Source organism: Paenibacillus thermoaerophilus (genome assembly GCF_005938195.1).
Lineage (GTDB): Bacteria > Bacillota > Bacilli > Paenibacillales > Reconciliibacillaceae > Paenibacillus_W > Paenibacillus_W thermoaerophilus.
This window is the reverse complement of record NZ_VCQZ01000032.1, coordinates 13,942-28,447: the sequence shown is the minus strand read 5'-3', so window position 1 is coordinate 28,447 and position 14,506 is coordinate 13,942. Positions and strand designations below refer to the sequence as shown.

At 58.2% G+C, this 14,506-nt stretch carries 15 protein-coding genes; 4 read left to right on the top strand and 11 right to left on the bottom strand.

What is annotated here, in order from left to right:
* Nucleotides 1-108: 108 nt before the first annotated feature.
* The 5 genes from FE781_RS17925 to FE781_RS16095 all read right to left on the bottom strand — a co-directional run bounded on the left by FE781_RS17925 (nucleotide 109) and on the right by FE781_RS16095 (nucleotide 3,599).
* Entirely contained in the window at nucleotides 109-459 is a 351-nt protein-coding gene (locus tag FE781_RS17925; RefSeq protein ID WP_246068218.1) for a type 2 periplasmic-binding domain-containing protein, read from the bottom strand.
* A 114-nt stretch (nucleotides 460-573) separates the two neighbouring features.
* Nucleotides 574-909, bottom strand: coding sequence for a 4Fe-4S dicluster domain-containing protein (locus FE781_RS16110; protein ID WP_138790641.1), 336 nt, complete (start codon nucleotides 907-909; stop codon nucleotides 574-576).
* Nucleotides 906-2,513: an FAD-dependent oxidoreductase gene (locus tag FE781_RS16105; protein ID WP_138790640.1), complete on the bottom strand. Its 1,608-nt coding sequence runs from the start codon at nucleotides 2,511-2,513 to the stop codon at nucleotides 906-908. The genes FE781_RS16110 and FE781_RS16105 overlap by 4 nt, the downstream gene beginning before the upstream one ends.
* Nucleotides 2,510-2,797, bottom strand: coding sequence for a hypothetical protein (locus FE781_RS16100; protein ID WP_138790639.1), 288 nt, complete (start codon nucleotides 2,795-2,797; stop codon nucleotides 2,510-2,512). Before FE781_RS16100 ends, FE781_RS16105 begins: the two co-directional genes overlap by 4 nt.
* A 22-nt stretch (nucleotides 2,798-2,819) precedes the next feature.
* Entirely contained in the window at nucleotides 2,820-3,599 is a 780-nt protein-coding gene (locus FE781_RS16095; protein WP_138790638.1) for an ABC transporter ATP-binding protein, read from the bottom strand.
* A 517-nt stretch (nucleotides 3,600-4,116) separates the two neighbouring features.
* On the opposite strand from FE781_RS16095, the gene FE781_RS16090 reads away from it, so the two are divergent.
* On the top strand, nucleotides 4,117-4,644 hold the full coding sequence (locus FE781_RS16090) for a ferritin-like domain-containing protein (RefSeq protein WP_138790637.1): 528 nt from the start codon (nucleotides 4,117-4,119) through the stop codon (nucleotides 4,642-4,644).
* 47 nt (nucleotides 4,645-4,691) lie between these two features.
* Here FE781_RS16090 and FE781_RS16085 read toward each other — a convergent pair whose 3' ends face one another.
* The 3 genes from FE781_RS16085 to FE781_RS17560 form a co-directional block, all read right to left on the bottom strand.
* Complete coding sequence (locus FE781_RS16085) at nucleotides 4,692-4,922, bottom strand: hypothetical protein (RefSeq protein ID WP_138790636.1); 231 nt, start codon at nucleotides 4,920-4,922, stop codon at nucleotides 4,692-4,694.
* Between the two features lie 334 nt (nucleotides 4,923-5,256).
* Complete coding sequence (locus tag FE781_RS16080) at nucleotides 5,257-7,122, bottom strand: B12-binding domain-containing radical SAM protein (RefSeq protein ID WP_138790635.1); 1,866 nt, start codon at nucleotides 7,120-7,122, stop codon at nucleotides 5,257-5,259.
* Nucleotides 7,123-7,192: 70 nt separating this feature from the next.
* Nucleotides 7,193-7,363 carry a hypothetical protein gene (locus FE781_RS17560; RefSeq protein ID WP_170209572.1) on the bottom strand — a complete coding sequence of 57 codons (171 nt, stop codon included), beginning with the start codon at nucleotides 7,361-7,363 and terminating at the stop codon, nucleotides 7,193-7,195.
* A 173-nt stretch (nucleotides 7,364-7,536) separates the two neighbouring features.
* Between FE781_RS17560 and rlmD the strand changes: the two genes are divergently transcribed.
* Nucleotides 7,537-9,273, top strand: a complete 1,737-nt coding sequence (gene rlmD / locus FE781_RS16075; protein WP_246068217.1) for a 23S rRNA (uracil(1939)-C(5))-methyltransferase RlmD — start codon at nucleotides 7,537-7,539, stop codon at nucleotides 9,271-9,273.
* A 384-nt stretch (nucleotides 9,274-9,657) separates the two neighbouring features.
* On the opposite strand, the gene FE781_RS16070 is transcribed toward rlmD, so the two are convergent.
* A complete protein-coding gene (locus tag FE781_RS16070; protein ID WP_138790634.1) occupies nucleotides 9,658-10,413 on the bottom strand; it encodes a MerR family transcriptional regulator in 756 nt (251 codons plus the stop codon).
* Between the two features lie 88 nt (nucleotides 10,414-10,501).
* Between FE781_RS16070 and FE781_RS16065 the strand changes: the two genes are divergently transcribed.
* Both FE781_RS16065 and FE781_RS16060 read left to right on the top strand, forming a co-directional pair.
* Nucleotides 10,502-11,203, top strand: coding sequence for a CPBP family intramembrane glutamic endopeptidase (locus FE781_RS16065; protein ID WP_138790633.1), 702 nt, complete (start codon nucleotides 10,502-10,504; stop codon nucleotides 11,201-11,203).
* A 378-nt stretch (nucleotides 11,204-11,581) separates the two neighbouring features.
* Nucleotides 11,582-12,625, top strand: a complete 1,044-nt coding sequence (locus FE781_RS16060) for a glycoside hydrolase family 53 protein (protein WP_138790632.1) — start codon at nucleotides 11,582-11,584, stop codon at nucleotides 12,623-12,625.
* 168 nt (nucleotides 12,626-12,793) lie between these two features.
* Here the strand turns inward: FE781_RS16060 and FE781_RS16055 are convergent, their stop codons facing one another.
* Nucleotides 12,794-13,609, bottom strand: a complete 816-nt coding sequence (locus FE781_RS16055; protein WP_138790631.1) for a carbohydrate ABC transporter permease — start codon at nucleotides 13,607-13,609, stop codon at nucleotides 12,794-12,796.
* Between the two features lie 22 nt (nucleotides 13,610-13,631).
* Nucleotides 13,632-14,504 (bottom strand): carbohydrate ABC transporter permease, encoded by an 873-nt coding sequence (locus FE781_RS16050; protein ID WP_138790630.1) that lies wholly within the window; start codon nucleotides 14,502-14,504, stop codon nucleotides 13,632-13,634.
* Nucleotides 14,505-14,506 lie beyond the last annotated feature (2 nt).

The following is a 14,506-nucleotide window of genomic DNA, read 5'->3' as shown; positions in this document are numbered from 1 at the left end:
TTTCGATTTCCTGTAGGATGGCGAATTTCTCCGACGCACTATATTGTTTATTAGGCATGAAAAAAACTCCCTTTACAGCAGCAGGTTTTATTATTTCACCTGTCTACCTTAAGGGGAGCATATCAGCGGATATTTTCCGCAGGAACAGCCCTTTTTTTGCAAGGTTCCGCCGCATGACCGTTCGTCTGACGGCTGCCCGGAACCAGACCTTATATTAAGGAAGCGAAACGTTATCTCCTTCGCCGGCGTGTCGCCCAGCATGCCGATATCCAGCCGGCCGCTGATCAGCGATTCGCTGAGATCGGGGCCGTTGGGGAACCCGACGAATTTGATGTCGGTGATGCCGTACTTCTGCAGTTCCTCGGCGAGAATGCCGATTTTATAGCCCCAGCCCTCCGGACTGTTCGGAATGTTCTGCTTCGTCGCGCCGATATAACCGACGTTCAGCGTCTTCAGCACATTCCGCTTCCACTCGCCGGAATCCGGCGGCGAAGCCGCCGGGGTCGCTCCTTTATCGCCGCATGCGGCCAGCAGGGCGGTTCCCAGCAGGCCGACAGCCAGAACGACACTCCCTTACCCGATTCTCGTCCGCACCGACAATTCGTACATGGCCGGGTGCTTCGCTACGGGAGTGCGTCCCGCACCCCAGCCGACCCGTTCCCTGTATCCGCCGATCAACCCGTGTTCCTCTACTTCCCGCTCCGTGACCGTTGCGTTCGGTTCCGGGTCCGGGGCTACATACAACGCGTCCACGGGGCAATACAGCTCGCACATGAAGCAGGTCTGGCAATCGCTCTGGCGGGCGATGACGGGCACGCCCCCCGTCTTCCGCTCGAATACGTCGGTCGGACAGACCGAGACGCACAGATTGCAGCGGATGCACTTGCTCTCGCTGAGAATCTCGATCATACGGGTTCACCCGCCGGCTCCGCCACCGGCTGGGGACGAATCCGCACGTCGTCCAAACCGCTGGAGATCAGCCGGTACCGCTGTCCGTCATCCAGTTGCGGATAGTCCTCCCGCTTGTGCATGCCGCGCGTTTCTTTTCGCGCCAGCGCCGAACGGTACATCCAGCGGGCGGTCGCCGCCATCGCCGCCGCCTCGCGGGCGGCCGCGCCTTCCCGGCTCCATTCGACCGGCGTCAGGCGCAGCTCCGTCCACAGGTCGTCCAGCCTTCCGAGCGAGCCCTTCAGCTTGGCTTCCGAACGGAACAGGTTGCGGTCGTACGGAAAGACTTCCTCCTGTACGGCGCGAATCCATGCCGGCGTATATTCCCGTGTCTCTGGCGTCGGACGGGCCGTCAGCGGGGTCGAGGACAGCCCCTTCAGATTGCGCTTGACGCCCCGCTCGCCGAGCTTGCGGGCGTATGCCGCCGCTCCCTCGCCGGCGAACGAACCGGACGACATCGCCCACGCCGCGTTATGGCTTCCGCCGCCCGTGAAGCCGCCGCAGATCAGCTCCCGCGTCGCCGCGTCGCCCGCCGCATACAGCCCCGGCACTCCGGTGGCGCAAGTTTCGTCGACGATGTGGATGCCTCCCGTTCCGCGCACGGTGCCTTCCAGCCGCAGCTTAACGGGGAACATCTGCGTGAACGGATCGATACCGGCCCGGTCGAACGGCAGGAAGAAGTTCGTCTGGCCGATGCGAAGCAGCGGTCTCAAATCCTTCGGCGCCTGATCCAGCCGGGCGTAAACCTGACGCCCCTGCTGCAGATTGCGCGCGATGACGGACCGGCCCCGCTGGGAGCCCGCGCCTTCGACAACCGAGCCGTCTTCGTAGTAGAACGACGCGTATCTGTAATAAGCGGTTTTCGTTACGGTCGAGAACGTCGGGGAGATCGCATACGCGTTGGAGAACTCCATGCCCGACAGCTCCGCTCCCGCTTCGGCCGCCATCAGGTAGCCGTCCCCGGTCAGCACGTTGCAGCCAAGCGCCTTGCTCAGGAAGGCGCAGCCCCCCGTCGCGATCACCGTCGCGGCCGCTTTCACCGTCCACGTATCCCCCGCCTGCGTCCGTACGCCGGCCGCTCCTCCGACGCCGTGCTGATCCGCAAGCAGCTCCAGCGCGGGGCTGTGATCGAGGATTTTGACGCCGGCCCGCAGCACGAGCTTGCGCATCAGCTTCATATATTCGGGCCCCTGCAGACCGTGCCTGTGCGGTTGTCCCTTCTCGTCAAGCGGAAACGGGTAGCCGTACTCGGACAGCCGGTTCATGTTCTCGTACGTCCGGTCGAGCACCCGGTCCATCCAGGCTTCCTCGGCGAGCCGCCCGCCCAAGCTATAACGGCTTGCCTTCGCCTCGGCGCGCAGTTGCGCTTCCGGGTGCACGTACCATACGTCCGTGCCGGATGGAGCCGTCGCCCCGCTTGTGCCGCAGAACCCTTTGTCCGCCAACACGACCTTCGCGCCCGATTGAGCCGCCGTGATCGCCGCCCATGTCCCCGCCGGCCCTCCGCCGATGACGAGCACATCCGCTTCCAGCGTGATTCCCTGGCTTTTTTGCGAATCCGTCATGACTCATTCCTCCTCGAAATGTTATCACCGGTAGCTGTCGCGCCATCCGAGCAGGCGGCTCTCCAGCAGCCGGACGATCGAATCGACCGCCTTGCCGGAAACAGCAGCGCGGAGATCCACTCCAGCTCGGCCATCGTCTGCCAGACGATCAGCAGAGCGACCGGCAGGATCGAGCCGATCGCCAGCGACCGGAGCTTCTCCTTCCAATCGGCCCTCGGCGCCGGTCCGCTTCCGGCCGGCGGCCGCGCCGTTCCCGCCGCCAGCGGCTGCGAGCGCTCACGCATAACGCATTCCTCCGTTCATTGGTCAAATACCCGAGCTGTCGATCAATTCGAGCTCGTCGATCTTCTCGAACTCGCTCAGCACCTTGTGCCGCAGCTCCTGAAACGACACGCTCGACTTTTTGCGGGGAAACGGCAAGTCGACGGGGATGACGTTGCGGACCGCGCCGGGGCGGGGCTTCAGGATGACGACCCGGTTCCCGAGATAGATCGCTTCATCGATGTCGTGCGTCACGAAGATCATCGTTGTGCGGTTTTTCTGCCAGATGTCCAGAAGCACCTCTTGCATGTGGCTGCGCGTGAACGCATCCAACGCCCCGAAGGGTTCGTCCAGCAGCAGCACCTTCGGATTGCGCAGCAGCGCCCGGGCGATCGCCACCCGCTGCGCCATGCCGCCGGACAGCTCGCGGGGAAACGCCTTCTCGAAGCCCGCCAGGCGAACCAGCCCGATCAGCTCGTCGACCCGCCGGCGGATCGCCGGGTCCCGCAGCGACAGATCGGCGGCTATGTTGCGCTCCACCGTCAGCCACGGGAACAGTAGCGGCTCCTGAAAAATAAACCCTTTGTCGATGCCCGGACCGACCACCTCTTCCCCGCCCAGCTTCACCTCGCCGTCATGGTCGACGTCCAGGCCGGCGATTATTTTCAGCAGCGTGCTTTTGCCGCAGCCGCTGGGGCCGATCACCGTGATAAACTCGCCCTCATGGATGTCCAGGTTGATATCCTGCAAAGCGTGTACCTGTCCCTTGTTCGTTTCGAACGTCTTGTTTAAATGGCCGATATGCAGCAATGCCGCGGCGCTCATGGTAACCCCTCCTTTTTGGAACTAAAAACAAAAAGCAATCTCTCGGGCAAGAGATTGCTTCCGTACGAACGGTCAACAATGGGATTGACACCATTTAATTCCGACAATTCCAATGTGATTAAATTCGTTAAAGCGATACTATCAGAACCGAACATTCCCTGTCAACGGGATTTTTGCAACAAAAAACTTGACGGACGAAGACAACTTCCCGGCTTTTGTCGAACGGCGGCACAGCGCTTCGGGACTGCGGACGGGCCGCGTTCCGGCTTTGGCGCAAAATCGAGCTTGACAAACCTAAAGTCCGGATGGTAGAATTTCTTTATTCCCGATATAAATACTTGGAATTGGTTAACCAGACCACTGGAGTCGACACAGAGAATGTCTTCGTGGTCTTTTTTTATGAATGCGGCGCCGAGGCTGTCTTACCCGGACGCCGCAAGGCAGGGACCTGCGGCCGAACCGCACAAGGCCCCTCTGCATAGGCTGTAGGAACAACGCCTACGGAGGAGAAATCGTTATGCTCGGAACCGCTTGGCAGCCCGCTGGAATATCCCCGGCTTGGGGTTATCCGATTTACGGTTATCCGCGTCCGGCCGATCCGCCGTTTATCCTGTCGCCGTATTTGACCGATCCGAACCGGGCCGGGCCGCTGATCCGGGAGGCGGTGAAGGACGAACGCGCCGACGAGCAGTTTTACGACTATCTGGCCAAAAATGCGCCCTCGCAGACGGATGCTTCCATGATCGAGGCGATCCGCAACGACGAGCGCAAGCACCGTTCCATGTTTCAGCAGATTTACGCGGGGCTTACCGGGCAGATCCTGACGGTTCCGGCGGACGCGGAACCGTTCCAGGAGCCGGCCAGTTACGCCGACGGACTGACGCGCGCGATCATGGGCGAATCGGGAGCGCTTGAGCTGTACCGCCAGATTTATTTCGCCGTGCCCGGGGAGATGTACAAAAACATGCTGTTCGAGATCATGACGGACGAGATCAAGCACGGCATCCGGTATAATTACTTGTACGCGAAGCTGAAGAAGGATTAGAACGGCAGGGACTGAACAGCCGAAGCGCCTCGCAGGAAGGCGGCTGTTCAGTCCCATTCTTTTGCCCGGGAACCGCGCAGCACGGTCTCCGCCGGCACCCAACCCGCCGGCGCGGGCCGCGTCCATCCCGGAGCGGGCGCAAGCTCGGAGACCGCCCGGCACTCGTCGATCCGGACGCGATCCCACGCATGAATCACGCGGCCGTCGCCGAGAGACAAACCTACGTGCCCCCGGTTGCGTCGGATGCCGCCGATCTCGCCCTCCGCGTCGTAAAACACCAGCGTTCCGAGCGGTGGCGTTGCCTCCAGCAGGTTCCTTCGAGCCCCGTAGAGCTCGGCCGACTCCGCGCCTCCCAGATGCGGCGGTCCGTGATTTCCAGCAATTCAAGCCGCGATGGAATCAAATGAGTAAATGAGTCCTCCTCCGCGACGAATATGGTATATCCCCAGCTTACACGCATAAGGAGCCCCGGCGCGAGGGAAAGGAAGGGGATCAAGCAACCTTTACCGAAGCGGGCCGCACATGAAAAAAAGCCAATGCGTTTCGCTCGCGATGAGCGGCATTGGCTCGGATAGACGGGTGTCGCCCGCATCGGTCCGAGGGGTTAAAGCCTCACAGGCTGGCTTTGAACACGCGCGCTCCCGACCCGTCCGGCGGGTACGCGACCACAAGCAGCGTCCGGCCTTCCGGCACCGACTCGAGCCGGGAAGCGGCAGCCAGCGCCTGCTCCTCCTGGCGCATCGCCTTGGCCGCGGCCGAACCCGGACGTTCGCCGGCGGCGACCCATGCGGGAACCCGGGCGGACACCGGCGGCTCCTCCAACTGATCGATCAAGGAGGCGCCGAACGGCAGGGACTCGATGACGGCGTGCTTGAGCAGCTCGGCCTCGCTCCATCCTAAGGACGCGAACTCCGGCCCCGCCAGAAGCGGTTTCTCGGCGAGGAGACGCACCCACTTGGCGCGCTCCTGCTTGTCCGTCCGGTCGTCCCACCAAATTTTACGGGGCTTGTAGCGGTGCGCCATGAAGTAATCCAGCTTCATCAGCCCTTCGATGACGTCCATTCGCGGCGTTCCCCGATCCGTCAAATACGCGCGAAGCCTCGTGAACAGATCTTCGAGCTGGTGGCCGATTTTCTGCCATCCGCGCGCTTCCCAGTAGTCGCCGAATCCCTGGAAGAAATCGAACGGCGACACGAACTCCGCCCGCATGAGGTATTCCAGCGTCCGGTCCATCCGGTGCGCGTTCCAGTATTTCTCCAGCACGTCCTCGACCCGCTTGATTCGCACGATATCCGTAAAGGGCATAATGTCGTTGCTCAGCATCTCGTACGGTGCGTGGTCCATATAGACGTAGCCGTATTTGTCGGCGTCGTGCCGCAGGCCCGTTCCCCGCAGCATTTTCAGGAAGCCGAGCTGCAGCTCCTCCGGCCGCAGCGCGAACACGTCGTCGAACGTCTGCCGGAACCGGTCGTAATCCTCCTCCGGCAGACCGGCGATCAGGTCAAGATGCTGGGCGATTTTGCCGCTGGCCTTGACCTTCGTCACGGTACGCGTCAGCTTGGCGAAGTTCTGGCGGCGCTTGACGAGCTCGTTGGTTCGGTCGTTGGTCGACTGCACGCCGACCTCGAACCGGAAGATGCCCGGCGGCGCATGCTCCGCCAGGAAGTCCAGCACCTCGGGACGCATAATATCCGCGGTGATCTCGAATTGGAACACACAGCCCTTGTGGTTGTCGATCAGGAATTGGAAAATCTCCATCGCGTATTCGCGCTTGATGTTGAACGTCCGGTCGACGAATTTGATCAGCTTGGCGCCCTTGTCGATCAGATACAGCAGATCGGCCTTCGTCCGCTCCAAGTCGAAGTAGCGCACGCCCGTCTCGATGCTGGACAGGCAGAATTGGCAACTGAACGGGCAGCCCCGGCTCGTCTCGAAATAGACGATCCGGTTCGGCAACGACGGCACATCCTCCTCGAACCGGTGCGGCGACGGGATTTCGTTCAGATCCAGCTTGGGCCGCGGCGGATTGATCATGACGCTCCCGTCTTTGGCGCTGCGGTACGCCATGCCCCATACGGTGGAGAAGCGGCGGCTTCCGGCCAGCTCGCGCAGCAGATCCCGGAACGTCTGCTCGCCCTCGCCCATGACGATAAAGTCGACTTCCGGGAGCCGCTCCATCCAGTAGGCGGTATCGTACGACACTTCCGGTCCGCCCAGCACGATCGTCAGATCGGGGCGAATTTTCCGCAGCATGGAGATGACTTTAATCGTTTCTTCGATATTCCAGATGTAGCAGGAGAAGCCGACGACGTCCGGCTGCTTGGCGAACAGATCGGATACGATGTTCATCGGCGGGTCTTTAATCGTATATTCGGCTATATGGATATCGAACTCGCCTTCGCTGTACGCCTTCAGGTACCGCAGGGCGAGCGACGTATGAATGTATTTGGCGTTGAGAGTGGAGACGATGACTTTCACGATGGCGGTGCTCCTTTCGCTTGTACCCCCATTCTACATGGAAACCGGGCGGTTGACAAAATGGAAACGATTATGGAGCGGCAAGCGCCGTACGATCCCGGCCGCCGTTTGGTCCGATCGGCTGTTCGGCGTCCTGGACGCTGAAATGATCGTCCGCGAGCATGCGGACTGCTTGCGTCCGTCTACCGGATCGGCACGGGTACAACAGCGGGAAGGCCCCCTCCTGTCGAACGGTTCCCATCCTCCGGCGGTTTTTGTTCCTGTCTGGAACCTTCGGGTGAAAAAGCGGCGGTCCAATGGTATAGTTATGTCGATGGATATGCGCAACGGAAAGGAACTGCCTATACGATGACAACCCAAGATCGAAAGAAACCTCCAAGCCATAAACCGAGCAGGAGCGCGGATCGCAGCGCCGTGCCGAAACCGGACAGCAAGCCGCAAACCGCGCGGAGCGACGATCGGGGCAGCAAACGTCCCGTGCGCGAAGGCTTCGCGAACCCCCGGCAACACGGCGTACGCGACAGCGGTCATCCCGCACGCGAAAGCTTCGCGACACGCGGTCAGGGCGGCGAACGCGACCGCAACCGTTCCGCGCGCGAAGGGTTCGCCGCGGCCCCCGGCGGCGCTTCGCGGCGCTCGGACGAGCGGCCGGCGCGCGGCGGCTTCGTCCCGGCTGCCGGCAATCGCGCCTCCGCCCAAGGTGGAGCCACGCGCGAGCGCGGGTCGCGCGCCCAATCGGCGGCGACCGCGCGTCCGGCCAGGGAACGCGTCTTCCGCGCGGACTCCGCCGAGTCTCTGGAAGTCGGCCATCTGATCGTCGTGACCATCAAGCGGATCGGCATCAACGGCGAAGGCGTCGGTTATTTCCGCAAAAAAGCGGTGTTCGTGCCCGGCGCGCTCACGGGCGAGATCGTCAAAGCCCGCGTCGCCAAAATCGAACCGAATTATATTCAAGCCACGCTCGCCGAGATCGAGACGCCGTCGCCCGATCGCGTTCAGCCGTTCTGCGCGCTTTATGACCAATGCGGCGGCTGCCAGATGCAGCATATGAGCTACGAGGCGCAGCTTCGCGCCAAGCAAGAGCATGTGCGCGAAGCGTTCGCCCGCTACGCCGGATTGGAGCAGCCGCCGATCCGTCCGATCCTCGGCATGGACAACCCTCTCGGCTATCGCAACAAAGCCTCGCTGCAGGTGGGCCTCGCAGACAAGGATCGGCTCGTCACCGGCTTATATTCGCCCAACTCGCACAAGCTCGTGGACATCTCGGGCTGCCCTATTCAGGACCCCGCCATCAACGCGGTCATGGAAGGCGTCAAACGCGCGCTGAAGGAAGTCCGCGTGCCCGTCTATCATGAGAAAACGCGCCAAGGGCTGCTCCGCACGGTAGTCGCCCGCGTCAGCCGGCTAACGGGCAAAGTCCAGCTTACGCTCGTCACCTCCTCGCGCGAGCTGCCCGGCAAGCTTGTTCTGATCCGCCATCTCCGCCGGGAGCTGCCGCAAGTCGTCGGCATCTCGCAGAACGTCAACCCGGGCCGGACACCGCTTGTATTCGGCGAAGAGACGATTCATCTCTGGGGCCAGGAACAGCTCGAGGAGAAGCTCGGCTCGGTCAAGTTCAGCCTGTCGCCCCGTTCCTTCTTCCAATTGAATCCGATTCAGACAGTCAAGCTGTACGACGCGGTGAAAGAAGCGGCCGCCCTGACCGGAAGCGAACGGGTGGTCGACGCGTACTGCGGATCGGGTACGATCGGCCTGTGGCTGGCGCCGCAAGCGAAGGAGATCCGCGGCATCGAGCTTGTCCCCGAAGCGGTCGAGGACGCCTGCCGGAACGCGCTGGCCAGCGGCGCCGATAACGCTACCTTCCATGTCGGACGCGCTGAGAAGCTGCTCCCGGCATGGGTTCGGGACGGCTTCCGCCCCGACGTGCTCGTCGTCGACCCGCCTCGCACCGGCTGCGACGACGCCTTGCTCGCGGCCGCTCTGGAAGTGAAGCCCGAGCGGTTCGTCTACGTCTCCTGCAATCCGTCGACGCTCGCCAAGGACTGCGCCAAGCTGATCGCCGGCGGGTATCGTCTGGAATGGATTCAGCCGGTCGACATGTTCCCGCATACGAGTCATGTGGAGTGCTGTGTGTTGCTCGTAAGAAAATAACAGTTTCAGAGCCGCCTATTATTAGAAAGCCCAATTTCTTTTGTGAATGGGCTTTTCGTTTTTCGGTAGACATAGGTATATTCTATGTAACATATTTTGACTGTGAGAGGTCTCTACTTATGTGGGAGTGCGTAATAGGAATACAACGGATCGATACGTAGAAATCCTTTGTTTTCAACACTTTGCGCGATTTATGACGTTCACGACAGACGGCAGCGACTTCGGAAACAAGATACTCAAAGACAAAATCGAGGTTTCTGTCGTTTTGGACTTGGATTTGGACGTCGGGTGTGTAGATATGTTGATATCACGACGTTCTTTTTCATAGCTAAAAGACAAAGGTAATGCTTGAGATGAAAAAATGAACTTCCTTTCCCTGTTTTTTCAGATTCCCTCCCCCTTGGCGGTCTGTTTTTGCTGCTCCGCATAAGCCATGCTCTGTTCCACAAACTGCAATACTTCTTCCGTCAGCGGATATAATCCCGTTTCTTTGGCTGGAAGTTTGCGTACCTCCCAAAATTTATCCGCTAACGCCTGATCTCCTCCAAAAGTCTCGTGAGATAACGAGATGAGTTCTTCGGCAATCGCTATCCCCTCCTCTGTTTGCGGTCCAATGCCATGAGAAAGACACCATTCGATACGACGCAGCAGAGATACATATTGCTGCGTCATCCGGTCTCCACTTTCCAAACGCGGCAGCGATTTGTGCAAAAATGCCTGTTCATCCTCCCGGAAGTAATCGACCCATCTTTTCGGCGTGGTATCCGCTTGTCGTACCAATTCGGACACGCGTTCCCAGGACAGCGAATCCTCCAAATCAACCATGTTGATGAGGGACACGGTATGGGCAATCTGTTTCTGTATGGTGACTAGCTGGTCTTGCAGATAGTTATGATGGGCCACAAGCACTTCCCGATAAGACATGGTGTTCAGCAACCGGGAGATTTCATCAAGCGGCAATGCCAATGAACGCAGCAGCATAATTTTCTCAAGTCGGAACAGGTCCTCTTCGGAATAATATCGCTTGCCATGCTCATCTTTACTACTGGGACACAATAAACCAATCTGATCATAATAGCGCAACGTTCGAATCGAAATGTTGCGCTGTTTGGCCACTTGCCCGGTTGTCCATTTGTTCATGCCTATTCTCCTGACAAATAAAGCTTGCGGGTGACGTTGCGTCACCCTGTATAGTCATTATAGCAGACTTGTACTGGAGGATGAATGTATGCAAACAGCAGAACAATGGAAACACAATGATCCGTGGTCTTGGCGTGAATTCTCCGCCTTACTGCTTCTCGAATTCGGATTTGTCATTTTTGTCATCAAACACAGCGTGCAGTCCTTATACGAAACATGGCTGAATGTTCCCCTTTATGCCGGTACGTTGACCGGTCTAACCATTGCGATTGTCCTGTTAACCGGATTATATGTCATTGCCTTGCGCCCTCATGGACTGACGTGGCAATCTGTAGGGGTACGCGGCTTTCCCTCAAGCTATTGGTCGCGAATCTTGATTTGGCTCCTGGTGCTTATTGCCCTCAGTATAGCAGCCGTCATGATCACCAGTTTATTCGGCAACAGTGTAGATAACAGCAAGACAGAAGCTCTCAAACAACAAGTTAACGGGTTCACTGTGTTAATCGGAATCGCAGCCGCTGGAGTCATTTCACCGGTATATGAAGAGATTTTTTATCGCGGCTTTGTATACCGCTGGTTGCGAACACGTACAGGAGCAGGATGGAGTATGGTGATTAGCTCGCTAATCTTTACAGCGGCACATTATCCTACTTTCAATGCGATGCCGGTAAATTTTATCAGCGGGGTCATCTTTGCCTGGACCTACGAACGTACTGGATCCGTGATTCCTGCCATGATCATTCACGGAGTATTCAATACAATAGCTGTCATCTTGACCGCATTCGCCTAACGACTCGTTAAGCAAAGCTATGGATGATGCACTTTGGGATCTCGGTTTTCGGATAGCAGGCGGAAATGGCCTGAGAGAAGCCAGTCAGGTTGTCGACACAGGCAATCAGGCTGATGTGCGTTGATAGAAAGAAGCAAATGAAAAGCAGAGGGGTTCGAGAACAGATTTTCGGACCCCCGTCTTTTTATCTCCTGAAAGGAACACGCGGACAAGCCGTATCGCCTTGCTGCAACCTACGGGTTACGAAAACATTCTATTTGTTTCCATTATGTCCTGTTCGATTTCGATAAAGCGCTTACAATTAGGGTGAAGAGAGGAAAGGAGGGGTAACAGGCATAGGGGGAAACCTGCTGACATGAAAACGAGGGGAGAATCAAGATGAAACGAGAGACGTTTGTATGGCTGTTGACAGCGCTGCTCGGTTTGACCCTGGCGTTCGGCAATGCCGTCACTCCCGGCGATGCGAATGCCGCCCCGGCCTTTGCAAAAGGCGCGGACATTAGCTGGGTTCCGGGTATGGAGGCGCAAGGCTACAAGTGGAAGGACAAAAACGGCGTTCAACGGGACATCATTGACATTTTGAAACAAGACTATCAGATCAACTCCGTCCGTATCCGCGTGTTCGTCAATCCTTCAAACGATTACGGCAACGGTTACATGAACAAAGAGCGCGCGGCCGACTTGGCCCTCCGGGCCAAAAATGCCGGTCTGAGCGTTATGCTGACGCTGCACTACAGCGATTCGTGGGCCGACCCCGGCAAACAGACCAAACCGGCCGCTTGGCGGAACTACACGTTCCAGCAACTGATGGATGCCGTATGGAACTGGACGCGCGACGTCATGACGACGATGCAGAGCCGAGGCGTGACGCCCGATTGGGTGCAGATCGGCAACGAGACGAACAACGGCATGCTATGGGAGGACGGCAAGGCGTCCGTCAATATGAGAAACTACGCCTGGCTTATCAATACCGGCAACAATGCCGTCAAATCGATCAGCAGCTCCACGAAAACAATCGTCCATCTCTCCAACGGCTACGACAATTCGCTGTACGTGTGGAACATCGGCGGACTTATCAGCAACGGCGCTACATTCGATATTATCGGCATGTCGCTGTACCCGTCCGCATCGGATTGGCAAACGAAAGTCAACCAGACGATCAGCAACGCGAACGATCTCATTTCTCGTTACGGCAAGAGCATCATGATCTCCGAGATCGGCATGGACTACAATCAGCCGGCGGCCGCCAAGAGCTTTATCACCGACATCAAGACGAAGATCCGGAATCTTCCGGGCGGCAAAGGGCTTGGCGTATTTTATTGGGAGCCCCAGGCCACGCCCGGCTATAACGGCGGCTACAACAAGGGAGCCTGGCAGTCCGACATGAAGCCGACGATCGCGCTGGAGGGCTTCCTGAACTAAGCTCGGCGGTTGTCGCCGCCAACGCAACCGTTCCGCTTCCGGAAACCGCCGAAGCGGCACAGGGCGATGTAATGGCCATGCGGTCATTGCATCGCCCCTTTATGCATCCCCCTGCGCCGCGCGCGGATAGAAACGGTATTCCCATACCCACGACGACCAACCTGCCCTTTACCCCTTTAACGCCCCGGCGAGCGCGCCATGGATAAAATACCGCTGCAGGAAAATAAACAGGATAATCAGCGGAAGGGCGGCAACGACCACGCCCGACAGAAGCATCGGGTAATTGGACACATACTCGCCGCGGAAACTGAGCAGCGCGAGCGGCAACGTCAGCTTGTCCTTGCCGGTAAGCAGAAGCATCGGGAACAGCAGATCATTCCACACAATGACGAACAGGAAAGCGGCAATCGAGGCAAAATACGGCGCACACAAGGGAACGACGATCTGTCCGAACAATCTCCATTCCCCCGCCCCGTCGATCTCTCCCGCTTCCAGCAGCTCTTTCGGCAGCGACTTCATAAATCCGGACAGCATAAACACGGATAACGGCAAGAGCACCGCAAGGGAAACGAGCACAAGCCCGGTCAAGCTGTTGCTCCAGCCCAGCTTGCGAATCAGCGAATAAATCGGAATCATATTGACCTGAGACGGCACCATCAGTCCAAGCGCGAACAAACCGAAGACCAGACCGCCAACCCGCCGGCCGGATCGCATAATGGCATAAGCGACGCAACCGGCGATAAGCAGTTCCAGCGCGACCGTCGCCAAGGTGACCGTCAAGCTGTTGAGAAAATAAGCCGCCATCGGCTGTCCTTCGAACAACGACCGGTAGTTGTGGAAGGAAAGCGACTCGGGCGCTCCCAACGGGTCCGCATAAAACTGCGGCGTGGTCTTGAACGAAGTGAACAACACGATCAGCAGCGGAGCCAGTATGATGATCGTGAACAGAAGAACCAGGAATCGGCCAAGCCATTTCAGCGCCATCGTCTCACCGCCTTGCCTTTATTTAGTCGGATACCCGATCGGTCCGCAGCGCGCGGAACTGAAGAACCGTAATCAGCGAGATCAGGACCAGAAAATAGATGGAAGCCGTCGATGCCTTCCCGAACGTGTAATTCATAAACGCGGAATTATAAATGTAGGTGGACAAAATCTCGGTTGAATAGTTCGGTCCCCCGCCCGTCATCGTGAATACCAGATCGAAAGCCTTGAACGACTGAATCGTGGAATAAGACACGACAATGGCGGCCGCCGGCGCAAGCAGCGGCCACATCACGCGCACAAACAGTTGAAACGGATTCGCGCCATCCAGTCTGGCGGATTCGATCAACTCGTTCGGAATCGCTTGAATGCCGGCCACGAACAAGATCATCATCTGTCCGATATGCGCCCAGGCTTGAACGGCCGCAACCGATAAGATGGCGATATCGGCATTTCCGAGCCAATTCTGCGTCCATGCTTCTAGGCCAACCGATTTCAGCATGCCGTTCAGCAATCCCAGACTGGGGTCGTACACGAACGTCCAGATGAAGCCGACCGATACGGACGAAAGAATCGTCGGAACAAAAAACAAGGCGCGAAACGCGATGTTCCGCTTCGATTGCTTGGCCAACCGAAGGGCCAGCAATAGCGACATCACCGTCTGGACGAGGACGACCGTCAACATAAATTTCAGATTATTGACCAGGGACTTTTTAAACACGATGTCTTTCGCCGTCGACACATAGTTGTCCAGACCCACAAACCGATAGGACGGCGAAAGGCCGTCCCAGTCGGTTAACGAATAATAGAAGCCCGTCAGCGTCGGATATACGAACAAGACCAGATACAACGCCAATCCCGGCGCCAAAAACGGAAGCAGCCTTACCCGTTTTTTCATCG